Source organism: Alicyclobacillus pomorum DSM 14955, assembly GCF_000472905.1.
GTDB lineage: Bacteria > Bacillota > Bacilli > Alicyclobacillales > Alicyclobacillaceae > Alicyclobacillus_A > Alicyclobacillus_A pomorum.
Genome location: NZ_AXAR01000006.1, coordinates 21,536 through 37,215, shown reverse-complemented (window position 1 = coordinate 37,215; position 15,680 = coordinate 21,536). Strand labels below are relative to the sequence as shown.

General features: G+C 55.2%; 19 protein-coding genes. 15 read left to right on the top strand and 4 right to left on the bottom strand.

Going from position 1 to position 15,680, the window contains the following annotated elements; all coding sequences use genetic code 11:
- Nucleotides 1-80: 80 nt before the first annotated feature.
- Nucleotides 81-494 carry a GNAT family N-acetyltransferase gene (locus tag YWK_RS22410; RefSeq protein WP_342664239.1) on the top strand — a complete coding sequence of 138 codons (414 nt, stop codon included), beginning with the start codon at nt 81-83 and terminating at the stop codon, nt 492-494.
- Here YWK_RS22410 and YWK_RS18825 read toward each other — a convergent pair.
- Nucleotides 458-2,269, bottom strand: coding sequence for a B12-binding domain-containing radical SAM protein (locus YWK_RS18825; RefSeq protein WP_051375343.1), 1,812 nt, complete (start codon nt 2,267-2,269; stop codon nt 458-460). The two genes, YWK_RS22410 and YWK_RS18825, sit on opposite strands and share 37 nt — an antisense overlap.
- Nucleotides 2,270-2,487: 218 nt before the next feature.
- Between YWK_RS18825 and YWK_RS0107650 the strand changes: the two genes are divergently transcribed.
- The 5 genes from YWK_RS0107650 to comA all read left to right on the top strand — a co-directional run bounded on the left by YWK_RS0107650 (nt 2,488) and on the right by comA (nt 7,288).
- Nucleotides 2,488-3,915, top strand: a complete 1,428-nt coding sequence (locus YWK_RS0107650; protein WP_026964335.1) for an NAD(P)/FAD-dependent oxidoreductase — start codon at nt 2,488-2,490, stop codon at nt 3,913-3,915.
- A gap of 120 nt (nt 3,916-4,035) precedes the next feature.
- Nucleotides 4,036-4,167: a hypothetical protein gene (locus tag YWK_RS22645; protein ID WP_281172238.1), complete on the top strand. Its 132-nt coding sequence runs from the start codon at nt 4,036-4,038 to the stop codon at nt 4,165-4,167.
- A gap of 113 nt (nt 4,168-4,280) precedes the next feature.
- The gene (locus YWK_RS0107645) at nt 4,281-5,672 is read left to right on the top strand and encodes a bifunctional folylpolyglutamate synthase/dihydrofolate synthase (RefSeq protein ID WP_026964334.1); all 1,392 of its coding nucleotides are present in this window, start codon (nt 4,281-4,283) and stop codon (nt 5,670-5,672) included.
- On the top strand, nt 5,669-6,211 hold the full coding sequence (locus YWK_RS0107640) for a manganese efflux pump MntP (RefSeq protein ID WP_035466427.1): 543 nt from the start codon (nt 5,669-5,671) through the stop codon (nt 6,209-6,211). The genes YWK_RS0107645 and YWK_RS0107640 overlap by 4 nt, the downstream gene beginning before the upstream one ends.
- A 108-nt stretch (nt 6,212-6,319) precedes the next feature.
- Nucleotides 6,320-7,288 (top strand): phosphosulfolactate synthase, encoded by a 969-nt coding sequence (comA, locus tag YWK_RS18820; RefSeq protein WP_051375342.1) that lies wholly within the window; start codon nt 6,320-6,322, stop codon nt 7,286-7,288.
- Nucleotides 7,289-7,419: 131 nt separating this feature from the next.
- Here the strand turns inward: comA and tpx are convergent, their stop codons facing one another.
- Nucleotides 7,420-7,932 (bottom strand): thiol peroxidase, encoded by a 513-nt coding sequence (gene tpx, locus YWK_RS0107630; protein ID WP_026964332.1) that lies wholly within the window; start codon nt 7,930-7,932, stop codon nt 7,420-7,422.
- Nucleotides 7,933-8,356: 424 nt separating this feature from the next.
- Here tpx and YWK_RS0107625 point away from each other — a divergent pair, with 424 nt between their 5' ends.
- From YWK_RS0107625 to YWK_RS0107610, 4 genes are all read left to right on the top strand, one after another.
- Nucleotides 8,357-9,493 carry a citrate synthase gene (locus tag YWK_RS0107625; RefSeq protein ID WP_026964331.1) on the top strand — a complete coding sequence of 379 codons (1,137 nt, stop codon included), beginning with the start codon at nt 8,357-8,359 and terminating at the stop codon, nt 9,491-9,493.
- Between the two features lie 227 nt (nt 9,494-9,720).
- Nucleotides 9,721-9,924 carry an alpha/beta-type small acid-soluble spore protein gene (locus tag YWK_RS0107620; protein ID WP_026964330.1) on the top strand — a complete coding sequence of 68 codons (204 nt, stop codon included), beginning with the start codon at nt 9,721-9,723 and terminating at the stop codon, nt 9,922-9,924.
- Between the two features lie 139 nt (nt 9,925-10,063).
- Nucleotides 10,064-10,264, top strand: coding sequence for an alpha/beta-type small acid-soluble spore protein (locus YWK_RS0107615; protein WP_026964329.1), 201 nt, complete (start codon nt 10,064-10,066; stop codon nt 10,262-10,264).
- A gap of 144 nt (nt 10,265-10,408) precedes the next feature.
- Nucleotides 10,409-10,774 (top strand): phage holin, LLH family, encoded by a 366-nt coding sequence (locus YWK_RS0107610; protein WP_026964328.1) that lies wholly within the window; start codon nt 10,409-10,411, stop codon nt 10,772-10,774.
- A gap of 35 nt (nt 10,775-10,809) precedes the next feature.
- On the opposite strand, the gene YWK_RS0107605 is transcribed toward YWK_RS0107610, so the two are convergent.
- Together YWK_RS0107605 and YWK_RS0107600 are read right to left on the bottom strand one after the other, a co-directional pair.
- Entirely contained in the window at nt 10,810-11,247 is a 438-nt protein-coding gene (locus YWK_RS0107605; RefSeq protein WP_026964327.1) for a CBS domain-containing protein, read from the bottom strand.
- Between the two features lie 115 nt (nt 11,248-11,362).
- On the bottom strand, nt 11,363-11,731 hold the full coding sequence (locus YWK_RS0107600) for a hypothetical protein (protein ID WP_026964326.1): 369 nt from the start codon (nt 11,729-11,731) through the stop codon (nt 11,363-11,365).
- A 116-nt stretch (nt 11,732-11,847) separates the two neighbouring features.
- Between YWK_RS0107600 and YWK_RS0107595 the strand changes: the two genes are divergently transcribed.
- From YWK_RS0107595 to YWK_RS0107575, 5 genes are all read left to right on the top strand, one after another.
- A complete protein-coding gene (locus YWK_RS0107595; RefSeq protein WP_026964325.1) occupies nt 11,848-12,096 on the top strand; it encodes a DUF3905 domain-containing protein in 249 nt (82 codons plus the stop codon).
- Nucleotides 12,097-12,207: 111 nt separating this feature from the next.
- Nucleotides 12,208-12,603: a hypothetical protein gene (locus YWK_RS0107590; protein ID WP_026964324.1), complete on the top strand. Its 396-nt coding sequence runs from the start codon at nt 12,208-12,210 to the stop codon at nt 12,601-12,603.
- A gap of 113 nt (nt 12,604-12,716) precedes the next feature.
- A complete protein-coding gene (locus YWK_RS18815) occupies nt 12,717-13,772 on the top strand; it encodes an efflux RND transporter periplasmic adaptor subunit (RefSeq protein WP_051375340.1) in 1,056 nt (351 codons plus the stop codon).
- Nucleotides 13,769-14,452 (top strand): ABC transporter ATP-binding protein, encoded by a 684-nt coding sequence (locus YWK_RS0107580; RefSeq protein ID WP_026964323.1) that lies wholly within the window; start codon nt 13,769-13,771, stop codon nt 14,450-14,452. Before YWK_RS18815 ends, YWK_RS0107580 begins: the two co-directional genes overlap by 4 nt.
- Nucleotides 14,449-15,660 (top strand): ABC transporter permease, encoded by a 1,212-nt coding sequence (locus YWK_RS0107575; RefSeq protein WP_026964322.1) that lies wholly within the window; start codon nt 14,449-14,451, stop codon nt 15,658-15,660. The genes YWK_RS0107580 and YWK_RS0107575 overlap by 4 nt, the downstream gene beginning before the upstream one ends.
- Nucleotides 15,661-15,680 lie beyond the last annotated feature (20 nt).

Below are 15,680 nucleotides of genomic sequence, written 5' to 3'. Positions count from 1 at the left end.
CGGTGGGAGATTTGGAAAACTGCGGGGAGCTGGCCCTGACCGTGCGGACCGACAAGCTCGGGCCGATTCACGTGCGGCGTATGAAAGAGGCGGATCGAGCGGCCATGGTAGACTTGGTACATCGGACCATGGATCCCATTCTGATGGAGGCCTGGGGCAGGCGCTCACAGCCGAACGAGCTGTTTGGGGACCCGTCGGCAGAGGCTTGGGTTTGTGCATTGGACAGCGGTGAGATGGTGGGGTTTGTCATCTTTGTGATGGGCGCGTCGCTTCATGTCAACACGTTGGTGGTTTCACCCTCGTGCCAACGAACCGGGTTAGGACGCGCGTTGATGACGGAACTGGAGGGCGTCGCCCGGCGGAGGCAGTTGTCCGCCGTGGAATTGTGGGTCCAGGAGAACAACGCCACCGCCATCGCTTTTTACGAAAAGTTGGGCTTTGTCGTGGTGGGTAAGCCTTACTTTCGAACATTGCATATGCGCAAAACACTTTGAAGCAGAGGCGTTTCCAAAGCCTCTAATGGTGTCAAGAAGTAGGGTGGGTGCTCCCCTTTGCCGAGGCCTGGGGCGTAGTAGACGAGAAGCAACGTTGGCGTCTCCTCTAAGATCCCGTGTGAAAGCAGGGACTGTAGATGGAAGGGCACCACTTCCACGACCGTGTGGCGGTCCAACGCGTCCGCCGTCAGTCTGAGTGCTTGAAACTGCGCACCGAGCGCTTCTGGGTGAGCCACCAGGGAAGCCAACAGCCGTTTTACGTCGCTTTTGTGCACGCGGTCTCCCCACCACACTTCGTGCGGACGAACACGGAACGACAGCAGGTAGTCCAGTTTCATGAGCGACTGTGCTGCCTGCAATTCCTGGCCGCTGCATGTGTTCTGTAAGAATTGGTGGAGCCGTAAAAACAAGTCCTTGAGTTGATGGCCAATCCGGCTCCACCCTTGTTCGTCCCAGTAAGTGCCAAACGCTTGGAAAAAGTCGAATGGAGATGGAAACACCTGCTTGGCGAGATAGCGCACGGTGTTGCGCAACCGACCATCGTTCCAGTACTTCTCCAACACGTCCTCGACCTGTTTAATCCGGAGGATATCGTCAAACGACAACACATTGTTGCCGAGGATTTCGTATGGTGCATGTTCCTGGTAGATGTACCCGTGCTGCGATGCACGCGCACGCAGACCGGTTCCACGCAGCATCTTGAGAAACCCGAGTTGCAGTTCTTCCGGTTCCAACGCGAACACGTCGTTGAACGTCTTGCGGAACGAAGTGTAATCCTCTTCCGGCAACCCGGCAATCAGATCCAGGTGTTGGACAATCCTCCCGCTGTTTTTGATGGTTTCAATGGTCCGGCGCAGCTTGTCAAAGTTTTGGCGGCGCCGCACGAGGGTGTTTGTCAGGTCGTTTGTCGACTGCACGCCAATCTCGAAGCGGAACGCACCGGGCGGGGCATTCTCGGCCAGAAAATCCGTCACGTCCGGCGGCAAGATGTCGCCCGTGATTTCAAATTGGAAGACCGTGTCGCGGCGATGTTCTATCAAAAATCGGAACAGCTCCATTGCGTAATCTTTTTTGAGGTTAAACGTTCTATCGACAAATTTAATCGTCCGCACCCCGGCATGGATCAGTCTCAGCAGATTCCGTTTGACCCGCTCCATGGGAAAGTAGCGAACGCCACTTTCAATGGAGGATAAGCAGAATTGGCAGGAGAACGGACAACCGCGGCTGCTTTCAAAGTAGACAATGCGGTGGGTCAAGCCGTGCAGGTCTTCGTCGGTCTCATACGGGCTCGGCACAGTGGCTAGATCTAGCTTGGCACGCGGGGGTTCCATCACGACCTTGTCGCCACGCAGATAAGCGGTGCCTGCAATCCCGGTCCCATCACCACCGTTCCTCAAATTGGACAGGAGCTCGTGAAAAGTCGCTTCGCCTTCTCCGACCACAATGAAGTCCACTTCGGGAAGGCGACGTATCCAGTGGTGCACATCGTAGGAGACCTCCGGTCCACCGAGGACAATGCGCGTGTTCGGTAACACCTGTTTGAGCATCTTCACCACTGGAATGGTCTCTTCAATGTTCCAAATATATGTGGAAAACGCAATGACGTCCGGTCGCCGGCGATAAAGGTCCGCCACGATGTGCGTTGCCGGGTCTTTGATGGTGAATTCCACGAGTTGCACATCGGGAAAATCGCGGCGGCAGTAGGCTCGCAAGTACCGCAGGGCGAGCGACGAGTGGATGTATTTTGCGTTCAACGTGGTCAAGACAATGTTCACAGAGAACCACCTTTCGAACCATCGGTGTCTTTATCCATATTCGTTTCGGGTGTGACCTGCATTCCATTGTACTACGAAGCGGGGCAGGTATCGCAAAGCGCCAGGTGCCGCGAGGAGGCCCGGGTACATCTGGTTTCATCTCTTGCGCCGCCTCTGAAATCGACGTATAGTGTTCCTTTGGGTTGTGGAATGAAGATTGCGAAAGCAGGGTGATTCAAGTGGCAACTATCTACGACGCGGTGATTGTTGGCGCAGGTCCAGCAGGATTGTATGCAGCCTATGAATTCACTCTTAAACGACCGCAGAGCAAAGTGCTTCTGCTCGATAAAGGGGTGGAGGCGCACAAGCGTCGGTGCCCCATTCTCGAAGAACGGATTACCAAGTGTCCGCCTGCGAACAAAAAGAAGGACTACGCGGGCTGTCTGCCGGCTTGCGGTATTTTGAACGGCGCGGGCGGTGCAGGCAGTTTCAGCGACGGGAAGTTCAACATCACCGCCGAGTTCGGTGGATATCTCACGGACTATCTCCCAGCGTCTGAAGTTTTGAACTTAATCGAGTACGTGGACGCGATTAATTTACGCCACGGCGCGCCTGGTTCCATCACGGACCCGACGACGGACGCGGTGAAAGCGATTGAACGGAAGGCAGCCGGTGCGGGCCTCAAGCTGTTGCGCGCCAGAGTGCGGCACATTGGTACGGATAAAAACCTGGAGCTCATGAACAGCATTTTTGAGTACCTCTCTCACCACGTGGAACTGAGGTTTCGCACCTTTGTCGAAGACTTGCTCATTGAAGGTGAAGAAATTCGCGGCGTCGTGACGCGGGAAGGGGAGGAAATTCTCGCGAAGAACGTCATCGTGGCGCCGGGCCGGGACGGATCGACATGGCTTAGCGGGTTGTTCCGGAAGCATGGGTTGAAAATGACCAACAACCAGGTGGACATCGGCGTACGGGTGGAAACGTCGAACGTCGTGATGCAGGAAATCAACGAACATCTGTACGAAGGGAAATTTATCTTCGAGTCGCCGTCAACGGGGTTGCGTTGCCGGACGTTTTGCAGCAACCCGTCGGGGCACGTGGTTGTGGAAAATCACTCTGGAGTGATGGCTGCAAACGGGCACGCGTACAAAGATCCCGCACTGGGTACAGAGAACACAAATTTCGCGCTGCTCGTGAGTCACAAATTTACAGAGCCGTTTGACAAGCCGAACGAGTTTGCAAAGCAGATTTGTCGTCATGCCAACGAACTATCGAACGGGTCCATCATCATTCAACGTTACGGGGATCTGTTGAAAGGGCGCAGAAGCACGGAACAACGTATCCGGGAAGGATTCATTGAGCCGTCGATGAAGGAGGCCGTGCCTGGAGATCTCGGCCTGGTACTACCTTACAAGACGATGGTGGCGTTGCGCGAAATGATTGAAGCGCTCAATTACGTGACACCAGGTATCGCCAGTGAACACACGCTGTTCTACGGTGTGGAGGCGAAATTCTACGCGTCTCGTGCGGACGTGGATGAAAGGCTGCAAACGAAAGTGAAAGGACTGTACTGCGCAGGTGACGGCCCCGGCATTTCCAGGGGGATATCACAGGCTGCGAGTAGCGGTGTATACGTCGCTCGAAACATCATACGAACACTGCCCTGAATGACACCAGTGTTGCTTCCCACTCCCTTCGAAATCGGGCCCTGCCATAGGCGTTTACCACTGCAGTCGTCTGGACGGTGAGAATACACTGCACTAGAACATGCGAAGGGAGTGTGTGGGATGTATTATGGAGCGTTTGGTGGTTACACCCGCTGGGCCGTCGTGTTCTTGATTATCTTCGTGTTATTCTTCCTGCTCGTGCCAGGTCACGGAGGTTACACAACGACTTGCACCACTACACCGGTCTGCTGATGAAACGGGAGGGTTACCCTCCCGTTTTCGTTTGCTGCCGACCAGCGCGGACCGTGTACTTTGCCCCTGGTGTGGTACACTTTGAACAAAACCACAATGCAAGGCGGTAATACATGGTGCAACCAGACACTCCGTACATAGAGACCGTGGGTGACGCAATCCATTGGATATACGCTTCATATAATCGAGCGAAGCCGTTGTTGGCTGCGGGACGCCCAGACAGATACATTCGGCATCCAGAGTGGACGAGCCGTCTGTTGGAAGCGATGAATCGACCCGATCTCGGACGCTACAACGTGGCGGTCACGGGGAGCAAGGGGAAGGGGTCACACGCGATTCTCCTGGCAGGGATTCTGCAACAACTCGGGTTTCGCGTCGGGTTGTTCACGGGACCGCACCTGGTGGACTTTTTGGAGCGCTGTCGCGTCAACGGACAAACGATTTCGGAATCCCAGTTTGTCCGGTATGTGCAACGGGTGGCCCGTGCCGCGGCAGCGTTTACCTTAATGGAGGGCCAATACTTTGGACCGGTCGGGTTACTTGCAGTGGCTGCGGCGATGTGGTTTCAAGATGCCAACACGGACGTGAATGTGTACGAGTTGGGGCGGGGCGCGCTGCACGACGACGTGAACCGCATTGTTCACCAAGGGGCTGTGTTGACGCCAGTGTTCCTGGAGCACGTCCGCGAATTGGGACCCAGACTGGAAGATGTTGCGGCGGAGAAGGCAGGTGTTCTCACAAAGGACACGCTGTGGCTGTGCAGCCATTCGCAGTCCAATGTTGTGCGCGAGGCCGTTTCCCAACGTGCTGCATCGACGATAGACGTGCGGTACCTGGGTGAGGACTTTGGGCAGGTGCATGCGCTACATTCTTGCTTGCTCGAGGTGGTGTACCCGGAGGCAACATACCAGGTTCGCTTGCCTTCGGCGGCAGGATTCTTTCTGGAAAACGCTCTTGTCGCTTTTGACGCCGCGCGAAAAGTCTGGCAGGCCAAGCGACCGGGCGTCCGCATGCCAACCGAGATTGACCTGTCAACCCTTCGGCTGCCGGGGCGGCTGGAGGTGTTGAGCGAACATCCGCTCACCGTGGTCGATGGCACCATTCATGCAGCCTCAGCCAGATACCTCCGGCGCTGGATTGAGGAGCAAAAGAACGCTCGTCGTTGCAAAGTTTGCGCCATTGTGAGCGTCCCGGCGGACAAGGATGGCAGAGGTGTCCTTGGCGAACTCGCCGGGGTGGTCGACTCGGTCATTGTGACGCAAGCGCACAATCCGCACCTGACATTTGACCATGCATTGTACGAGTGTGCAAAAAACATGGTAGATGATGTGGAGTGGCAACCTTACGTGGAAGAGGCGCTGGCGTCGGCGCAAACCAAGATCGGTGATGCAGACATGCTCGTGATGGCCGGCACGCAGTCGTTCGTGGGAGACGTGCTGCGGCAATATCAGACAGAGACAACGAGCCTTTGGATGAGGAATCCTGTAGGGAGCGTAGATAGATGATTTGGCAACTTGTATTTTTGGGCGTCGCGATGGGCATGAACAATGCCCTGGCCTCCGTGGCCTTGGGCACCATGAACATGAAGCGCTCCGAGCAGCTGCGCACCGCGTTGATATTTGGGCTATTCGAGGCGCTGATGCCAGTGATTGGATTGTTCATCGGGAGCGAAATGGCCCAGATTGCGGGGAACTTCGCCAAGTACATCGGCGTCGGTGTGCTGGTGGTACTGGGCGTCTACCTGCTGTTGAAACCTGCCGATACAAACGACGAGGCAGAGGCTGTTCCGAGAAAGGCGGGGGCGCAAGGGCTGCTGTTGGCCGTTGCACTTAGTTTGGACAACTTGACGGTCGGTTTTGGATTGGGCATGTTGGACGTGCCGCTTGGGCTTGCCGCGCTGACCTTCGGCATCGTGAGCCTGATGATGACGTTGATTGGACTTGAGGTAGGTCGATTCGTGGGATCGAAAGTGTCGATTTCAGCGGACAAGCTGTCCGGGGCCGTTTTGCTGTTGATTGCGGTGGTCATGCTGGTCGTTCAATGACGGGCCTCGGCATCCACCTGTGTGACGTGTTGAGACGCGGTCACAGAATGGAGCAGGCGCCCATACGCTGTGGGTAGAGTATCAACTCACGGTGAAGGGGCGTACAGAGTGAACAATCCAATCTGGTCTCAACTTCTACAGGACGTCATGCCAGGCCGTGTTGCCAAACCGCGGCTGTCTGGCTTAACCATGGTCATTGACACAGGTACACCGCCTACGATGGTGAGAGACATTCTTCAGTTATCTGCACTTCACATTGACTTTTGGAAGTTTGGATTTGGCAGTGCCGCCGTCTGTCCCCCTGAATGTATTGCCAACAAGGTCGCGATGTGTCAGGAGTACGGCGTGCTCGCCTACCCCGGTGGGACTTCCATGGAAATTGCGGTTACACAAGGAGTATGGAAGGAGTATATGGAAGCCTTGTGGGAAGGCGGGGTGCGCGTGGTAGAGGTCTCAGACGGCACGATAGATCTGTCGGCCAAGCAGCGGCGGGAATTGATTCGAACGGCGCGCAAAAAGGGATTCACCGTTTTGTCTGAAATCGGGAAGAAACGGCGAGGGGTGTATTTTCCTCCGGAACGGATGGCACAGCTCATCCAGACGGACCTCAACAGCGGAGCACATTACGTCATTGTGGAAGGCCGCGAAGGAGGAAAAGAGGTCGGTGTGTTCGACGCGCAAGGCTGCGTCCGCGGAGATATGGTCCGGAAACTTGTCGAGCTCTTGGGTCCCTTGGCCACAAGGTTGATCTGGGAGGCGCCACTGACGGAACAACAGGTGTACTATATTCAGGAATTTGGACACAAGGTGAACTTGGGAAACATTAAACCGCTCGACGTGGTGTCGTTGGAAAGTCTGCGGCGGGGTTTACGCAGCGATACGTTGCGTAGCGCGCTTGGCATCATGGAGGACGAGGTGTTGCTGGCAGTACCGGATGAATCGGGGAACGACGAACACGCTCGGGAACCGAACGTGATTCAGTTTGGACTCACCAAGCCCACGCTCTGGACGGATGGCGGGGAACCCGCACCGTCCACGAAATGGCGGAATGACCGCAAGGACCAGCGGCCGCATTGACGAACGCTGCGAAATGCAACATCGCGACCATTTCTCGTGGTAGGCTGCACATCGCGCACGAGGAATCACGAGGAAAAATAAGAAATCAGGGGTCCGGTAATGCGACGGACCCTTGTTTTGACGTTCATACGTTACTTGGCGGATTTCGCCGCATTCAGAGCGGCTTCATAGTTCGGATGTTGTCCAGCTTCTGGAACGTACTCCACGTGGACGATGGTGTCCGACGAGTCCACCACAAATACGGCGCGCGATTCCAGGCGCAACTCCTTGATGTAAGTGCCGTAGGCCTGACCAAACGACATGGAATAGTGGTCAGAGAGCGTAATGACGCGATCCACGCCAGCGGCGCCGCACCAGCGGGACTGCGCAAACGGGAGATCCGCGCTGATGGTCAACACCACTACGTGGTCGCCGAGATTGGCAGCTGCTTCGTTGAACTTGCGGGTTTGAGCGTCGCATACACCTGTATCGAGCGACGGAACGACGCTGATCAGCCGTACTTTACCTTTGTAGGCGTCCAGTGTGACCTTCGAGCGGTCGTTTGCGACCAGTTCTGCATTCGGTGCCTTGTCACCGACCTTTAACTCCGGTCCTTCCAGTGTCACGGGTTTCCCTGCGAACAGAAACGTACGTCCCTCTGCCATATGTATCGTCCCTTCGTTGAGATTCCGAGCGCTATGCGTTTAGAGAGGTTGCAGGTTTTCGCGTTGCATCTGCGCCTGACTCGCACTGAACCTTGGCCTCTTTTCGACACGCATTTTTGTCCAACGCTCGCTGTCTTCATCATAGCACAGCGAAACTCCAGGTCGAGAAACGGATTTGACTTGTCTGACCGTTTCGTCAATGAGATGTCTTGGGGTGCTGGACCGCACTCAGGATGACATCTATGCAATTCGGCACCATTTGGACTGATTTTTTCCGACGTGGGGGACTGTAGTATAATAGACAAGGTGTCATTTGTCGTTTTCGGGGCATTGCGGCAAAATGGGGAGTCGAGTCGTAGAAACGGGAGCGATGTCGCAAACTGTCTATAGGCTTAATTCACTGGGATGAAGGGGGAAATTTCGCGTGGCGAAGGAAACAGTGAACTTTGTCGCAGGGTTGGAAGATGTGATTGCCAACACGTCTGAAATTTGTTTCGTGGACGGCCGCGAAGGGCGGCTTGTATATCGCGGGTATGACATTCACGATTTGATTGGTGGCGGAGCCACGTTCGAAGAAGTGGTGTACCTGTTGTGGAACGGCGAGCTTCCGAATGCCAGCCAGTTGAAAGCTTTTACAGCGTCCATTGCAGAAAATCGCGCACTGCATCCAGAAGTCCTGAAGTTCTTGCAGTCCGTTCCGAAGGATGCAAACGCCATGGAAGTTCTGCGCACAGCTGTCAGCCTTGCAGGCCTCTATGACGAAGATCAAGGCGATGAGTCCATGGAAGCCAACGTACGGAAAGCGACGCGCCTGGTGGCTCAAATCCCAACGATTGTCACTGCGTTCGAACGCATCCGCAAAGGGGAAGCTCCGATTGATCCTGATCCGTCGCTCAGTGCGGCAGCAAGCTTTTTCTACCTGCTGAACGGAACCAAACCTTCGGAGTTTGTCGAGAAAGCGTTTAACATCGCCCTCATTCTGCATGCGGACCATGAATTGAACGCTTCCACGTTCTCTGCGCGCGTAACGGCGGCTACGTTGTCCGATATGTACTCGAGTATCACGTCTGCAGTAGGCACGTTGAAAGGTCCTTTGCATGGCGGCGCAAATGAACAAGTCATGAAGATGCTCCTGGAGATTGGTGAAGTCTCTAAGGCAGAAGCGTTCATTGAGGATGCGTTGGCAAACAAGAAGAAAATCATGGGCTTCGGACACCGGGTTTACCGTACTGAAGATCCGCGCGCCACGCACCTTCGCAAGTTGAGTCAACAAGCAGGCGAACTCGCTGGGGATACCAAGTGGTTCGAAATGTCTCAGGTGATTGAACGCGTGGTGAAGGAGAAAAAGGGACTGAATCCGAACGTCGACTTCTACTCCGCGTCCATGTACTATTCCATGGGCTTGCCGACACACCTGTATACACCCATCTTCGCATGCAGCCGGATTTCCGGATGGACGGCGCACGTGTTGGAGCAGTACCGCAACAACCGACTCATCCGTCCTCGTGCAGAGTACACGGGCCCGACGCACCGCGAATTCGTACCGCTGTCCCAACGGTAATCACCTTTCGAGCAGATTTTGTACCGCGTTACGGAGACCCTGTGTGGACGGTTGATTCGAATTCAGGAATTCGATGATATGCAAACAACAAAACGGACGCTGACTGCGTCCGTTTTGTTGTTTCAGCGATTTTACGTAGACGGTACGCAAATGGAGAGTTATGCAGAAAGTGTCAGTGTATTGGTGAGGCGGATGGACAGAATAAGGTCCACAAGGAGGTGTTCACAATGGCTAATAGAGGATCAAGCAATGACCACCTTGTTTCAAATGCTTCCCAAGCGCTGGACCAAATGAAGTACGAAATTGCTACTGAGTTTGGCGTTCAGCTGGGTGCAGAAACGACTTCCCGTCAAAACGGTTCGGTTGGTGGCGAGATTACAAAACGTCTCGTGGCTTATGCTGAACAGGCGATGTCGGGCCGCCGCGTCTAATTTCATACGATGTTCCAGGGCAGCGGATACCATGCGTATCCGCTGTTCTCTGTGTGCCTATGATGGGATGATATGCAGAAAGTGTCAGTGTATTGGTGAAGCGGATGGACAGAATAAGGTTCACAAGGAGGTGTTCACAATGGCTAATAGAGGATCAAGCAATGACCACCTTGTTTCAAATGCTTCCCAAGCGCTGGACCAAATGAAGTACGAAATTGCTACGGAATTCGGCGTTCAGCTGGGTGCAGAAACGACCTCGCGCCAAAACGGCTCTGTCGGTGGAGAAATCACGAAACGTCTCGTGGCGTTCGCTGAGCAGCAGCTGGCTGGTGGCCGGTAAAACCAACATTCCCGATATGTAACCAAGAGGGGCCTCGTCGAACGACGGGGTCCCTCTCGTTTGACCATTTCCGGTCATTCAACATACGTTGTACTGTCCCCTCAGCTTCGTGACAGAAGCATATCCATGCAAGGAGGGATGGGCATGCAAGATGTGTGGATGACCGTGCTTCACCAAGTGGTTTTGTTGTTACTGCAACTTGTCGTCTTTACTCTGTTGCTGCTGGCACACCGCTTGCTTCCCCTTGTGCGTACATGGATGCAGCACCACTTAACCCAGCGTGAGCGCCAGATTCTCGCCTTCATTGGGCGCGAGGCCTACACGTTTGCGGAAGCATCGTTGGCTGGGAAGAGTGGGGGAGAGAAATTGGAACAAGCGATGACGTACGCGTCGCAGGTACTAGACAGAACCGGCACGTCGTTTTCGAGCGACGAGATACGGGCAGCGATTGAAGCGGCGGTTCAAGAGGCACACGCTGAGCGTCCAGCGGCATTAAAAAAACAGCCCTGACATCAGGGCTGCCGCGAAGCGGTGTGTGGGCACGTTTAGTGAATGGCGTTTTGGCCCGGAGTGGGTTGCGAAATTTTGCTTAAGGCATCCCCGGCTTCGTTAATGTGGATGTCCACAGTCGCAAGGTCACCGATGGCGCAAATGCCAACAATGTTCCCCGTGTTGTCGCAAACCGGAAGGCGGCGAATCATATGCCGTGACATCAGGTCTGCAGCTTCGTGCGCGTCGGTCTCAGGTGTACAGGTAACAACCTGTGTTGACATGCACTGGGAAACCGGCGTGGTGTGTGGACTGCCATTTGCCACAGCTTTGATGGCGATGTCACGGTCCGTACACATCCCAACAACTTTGTTGTTCTGGCACACGGGAACGGACCCGACATTCAATTGTTGCATCACTTGCGAGGCTTTTTGAATCGTATCCGTCGTTTGTACGCACGTAACGTCCTTGGTCATCAAGTCTTTCACTTTCATGGTTTGTCTCCCCCTTTGCAGCATACGTCCTGAACGGATCCACAGTGTGGAGCCAGAGATAGTATGCTTCAGGGCATCGGGGGTTATGTTTGCAGATTGCAGAGGTCCATGCACCTTATGACGGCCTGGCCAGCGAGGTGCGCCAGGCCAAAACGTCGTTTACAGAAGCATACATTCCCCACAGACCCGCAACGAGCCGAACAGCGTTTTCAAGTGGCTCACTCGTCCCCATCCAGGTCACCGGCCACACAAATCCAGCAACGCCCCAGCCAAACAACACGAGGCCAAAAAGCAAGGAAAAAAAGGTCGCATCGCGGTGGCGCAGTCGGGCTGTAACCATTCCCAGCAAACCGATAGCGGTGTACGCGATACCCTCGAATGTTGATACCCGTATGTAGTTTTCCACGCTGCCGGTGGTAAAACCCACTAATCCCAACGCAAAAAACAACCATCCGCACAATCGATTGAAAATTGGCGTGTACATGAAATGTGGCTCCTTTTCCGGGTGTCCCTACACTGTATGTCTCGTCCACGTGGGATATGCTGTGGCCGCATACTCGCCGCGCCGAGGTTGCACTCTAAGGGGAAGGGGGTGACACGATGTCTGAGGAATCGAATCCACGACCTCCGTGGAAGGAAACACCTTTGGATCACTGGAGTACTGACATCGACCCAGCCATCATGGCAGGGGATGAATGGGCGTCAGAAGACCCGGCCAGCGACCCTGGGGCGGAGCGGATTGCAGAACACAACGGCCTGACGTACATGGGAGCGCAGTTCATGCATCCCATGCATGATACGAATTACGGATTGGTGGACGATGTCTTCGTGGACCGAGAGTCCGAGTGACGACAGAGTGTTTCGGCCAAGATGAAGGGCTGTGTACTTCTGCGCCAGGTATATGATTTCTCCATTTGTATACAATACCGCGAGATCGGCAGGATTTTCGAGGAGGGCAACATGCACCCAATCATGGAGCAACTGCGCCAACTTCATCAAGAAATGCTTCAAATCACCCAGGACTTGCAGAACGTCCACGAAAAAATTCATATGCTGATGAGCCAGTTCCAGCAACAGCCATCGCCTTTTCAACAAGTTCACAGTTCCTATGCTGTCCGGCCATCGGCGTACGGTCGAAGTGACATAGACCCGTTGCAGCCCCAGATGCCACACCCAGCCGCTACCGGGAGTCAACCCAATGGAGGTTTTTTCAGCACGTTCGGAAACCACAGTTCCGTCGGAGGAAACAGTGCCTACGGACACAACACCAGTTATGGAACCACGGGCATCAACCAAGGGACTGCGCTCCCAGTGCCGGGGCGGCAATCGGAGACCACCGCGTACGGCCGTATGTGAACGCCAATACTGAGCGCAGGCGAGGGGGATGTCTCCTCGCCTTTTTGCGCGGACTGGCATTGTGGTATCGTTGGATCAAAGTGCACAAGCCAAATGGGATTGGGTGAACCGGTGTGAAGGAAGTGCAAACACGTCAATCTTGGCGGTGGTTGTGGTTTGCGGGGAGTGTCATCGCGGTGCTGTTGGTGGCCTTGATTGCCGTGTTGTATCCCCAACCTCCGCGAGTGACGACGACCATCGTACAGCGGCAGACGCTGGCCAACAAAATCTTTGCGACAGGGACCGTCAAGCCGATATCGCGACAAATCGTGATGTCTCAACAACTGACAGGGCCCATAGATCAAGTCAATGTACAGGTGGGGCAACACGTCCGCGTGGGCGACACACTGCTGCAGTTGAATCACGCAGCGCAGTTGGCTTCACTCAATGCAGCGAAGGCGACCGTACAGCAGGCGCAGGCCGCCCTCAACCAAACGAAGGCGCAGCAAGCTCCGGCACCACGAGGATATCAGGCGCAGCTCGCAGGTACCATTGCGAACGAACAATCCTCCCTCGCGCAGGCCGAGGCCCAGTTGGCGCAAGCACAAGCGGCATATGACGCCACGTTTATCAAGGCTAAGCTGAACGGAACGGTCGTCATTGTGAATCCGGAAGGGATTGACTCAAACGGAAATCCCTCGCCTGTCGTCGAAGTCGTCGGACCTGCCCGACAGCTGGTCATCGAAGTATCCGAGGTGGACGCTGTTCAGATTCGACCCGGGATGTCCGCGGACGTGACCGCGGACGCGTATCCGGAGAAGCATTGGAAGGCCACGGTGACGCAGGTCTCTGACTTTGCCGTGGCAGGTGCGTCGGGTACGGGGCAAGTAGAAGTAGACCTGCAGGTGAAGGGGCCGTTTACGGTTCCGTTCGGATTTCAGGTGAACGTGAATATCGTCACTGAAACCAAACAGCAAGTGCCGGTCATCCCGTATTCCGCAGTCGTTCAGGATGGAGAACAGTATTCTGCGTACGTTGTCCAAGGAGGCCGCGTGAAAAAGGTCGACATCACCCTTGGCATCACCACGGACCAAGAAGTAGAGGTCACCAAGGGATTACAGGCTGGAGAAGCCGTCGTGGTCAACCCTCCCACCTCGCTGAAGGATGGGGAGGCGGTGAGCGTGTCTTGATCCGCCTGCGGAACGTCTGCAAGTCCTATCCGTCCGGCGATACTGAACTTCGCGTGTTGAAGGAAGTGTCGCTGGACGTGAGCGAAGGGGAGTTTGTCTCCATCATGGGTCCGTCGGGCAGTGGCAAGTCCACCCTGATGCACATCATCGGATGTTTGGATGTGCCGACTTCAGGTTCTTATCAATTTCGAAACCAGCATGTCGGCGAACTCAGCCCCGTGGAGTTGGCACGGTTGCGGAACCAGGAGATTGGCTTTGTGTTTCAGAACTTTCACTTGTTGCCTCGCATGAGCGCGTTGAGAAACGTCGAGTTGCCACTTGTCTATGCAGGTGAACGCAAGGATGTGCGGCGTGCGAGGGCCATGCGCCTGCTGTCCGAAGTCGGGCTCGCGGATAGGATGCACCATTTGCCGAACGAACTATCGGGCGGTCAAAAGCAGCGCGTGGCCATTGCGCGAGCACTCGCCAATCAACCCAGTTTGTTGTTGGCAGATGAACCGACCGGCGCGCTCGATACGGCGACTGGAAAGGACATCATGACGTTGTTCCAGAAGTTGAACGAGAATGGCATGACCATCATTTTGATTACACACGATCCACACGTGGCCTCGTACGCCACCCGAGTGATTCGCATTGTGGACGGTCAGATTGTGGACGACCAGGGGCGTGCAGGCGCATGAATATCGGGGAAATGTTGGCTTCGGCGTGGGATTCCCTTTCCGCAAACAAGTTGCGGGCGTTTCTAACCATGTTGGGTATCCTCATCGGGGTGGCGTCCATCATTGCCATTGTCGCCATCGGCCAAGGCGGGAAGTCTGCCATTATTGACGTGATTGAGAGCCAGCGAGCACAACAAACGGTGGAGATTCTGCCGAAGGAGGTCGTTCAGCCTGGATTGCCGCAACCAGGGCAGGTGCTGTCGTTCTCTGATGAGGATTTTTTCATCGCACGGCAGTTTCACGGGGTAGCGGACGTCTCTTATACGCTCAGTGGCCAAGGCAACGTGGCATTCCGCGATAAAGCGGTGAACACGTCCATTGAAGGCGGTCCGAACGACTTGAACGACCTGGCCAACTTTGACGTCGTGACTGGCCGCATGTTCACCAGCATCGATGTACTGGCTCATCGGCGCGTCGGTGTGGTGAGCCATTCGCTGGCGCAGAAGCTGTTTGGCAATGATGCATCTGCCATCGGACAAGTGGTGAAAGTCGGAGGCCAGCCAGTTCAGGTCGTCGGCGTGGCCGTATCGAATCAGTTCAATCTGCTCGCCACGTTTTTCGGCTCGGACTACCTGTACATGCCAGCGACCACGTGCAAGGACCTATTTCCTTGGTGGAACATTTCCGAGATGGACGTGCTGGTGACACCTGGTACGGATAAGGCCGACTTAGCGCGGCGCATTGTCACCGCGCTGAATATCCACGCGCACAACGCGGATGCGTTCATCGACAGCAGCGGGTTTCTGGTGGGCATTGAAAAAACGGTCGGCACGGTGACGTCCATTCTGACCCTGGTGATTGGAGCCGTTGCCGGTATCGCACTGATTGTGGGCGGCGTCGGCGTCATGAACATCATGCTGGTATCGGTTACGGAGCGCACGGAGGAAATTGGCATTCGGATGTCACTTGGAGCGACGCGCGCGGCCATTTTGGTTCAATTTTTGCTTGAGTCCGTGATGATAACGGTGATGGGTGGCGCCATCGGGATTTTACTCGGCATTTCGGCGTCGTGGCTGATTCATTGGTTCACGCCGCTGCCGTCCGTGGTGTCGTGGCAAGCGGTTGTCATCGGGTTTTTCTTTTCTGTGGTCATTGGCGTGCTCTGCGGGCTGTACCCCGCCAACAAGGCGTCGAAATTGAATCCGATTGACGCGTTGCGGTACGAATGACTCCCTGAACAAACAAGCCC

Bases quoted from the DNA above. Each gene is read 5' to 3' on its own strand.
- YWK_RS0107605 (WP_026964327.1), bottom strand. From the start codon at position 11,247: ATGAAAGTGAAAGACTTGATGACCAAGGACGTTACGTGCGTACAAACG.
- YWK_RS0107595 (WP_026964325.1), top strand. From the start codon at position 11,848: ATGTCTGAGGAATCGAATCCACGACCTCCGTGGAAGGAAACACCTTTG.
- YWK_RS0107615 (WP_026964329.1), top strand. From the start codon at position 10,064: ATGGCTAATAGAGGATCAAGCAATGACCACCTTGTTTCAAATGCTTCC.
- YWK_RS22410 (WP_342664239.1), top strand. From the start codon at position 81: ATGAAAGAGGCGGATCGAGCGGCCATGGTAGACTTGGTACATCGGACC.
- YWK_RS0107600 (WP_026964326.1), bottom strand. From the start codon at position 11,731: ATGTACACGCCAATTTTCAATCGATTGTGCGGATGGTTGTTTTTTGCG.
- YWK_RS0107620 (WP_026964330.1), top strand. From the start codon at position 9,721: ATGGCTAATAGAGGATCAAGCAATGACCACCTTGTTTCAAATGCTTCC.
- YWK_RS0107640 (WP_035466427.1), top strand. From the start codon at position 5,669: ATGATTTGGCAACTTGTATTTTTGGGCGTCGCGATGGGCATGAACAAT.
- YWK_RS0107645 (WP_026964334.1), top strand. From the start codon at position 4,281: ATGGTGCAACCAGACACTCCGTACATAGAGACCGTGGGTGACGCAATC.
- YWK_RS0107610 (WP_026964328.1), top strand. From the start codon at position 10,409: ATGCAAGATGTGTGGATGACCGTGCTTCACCAAGTGGTTTTGTTGTTA.
- YWK_RS22645 (WP_281172238.1), top strand. From the start codon at position 4,036: ATGTATTATGGAGCGTTTGGTGGTTACACCCGCTGGGCCGTCGTGTTC.
- YWK_RS0107575 (WP_026964322.1), top strand. From the start codon at position 14,449: ATGAATATCGGGGAAATGTTGGCTTCGGCGTGGGATTCCCTTTCCGCA.
- tpx (WP_026964332.1), bottom strand. From the start codon at position 7,932: ATGGCAGAGGGACGTACGTTTCTGTTCGCAGGGAAACCCGTGACACTG.
- YWK_RS0107590 (WP_026964324.1), top strand. From the start codon at position 12,208: ATGCACCCAATCATGGAGCAACTGCGCCAACTTCATCAAGAAATGCTT.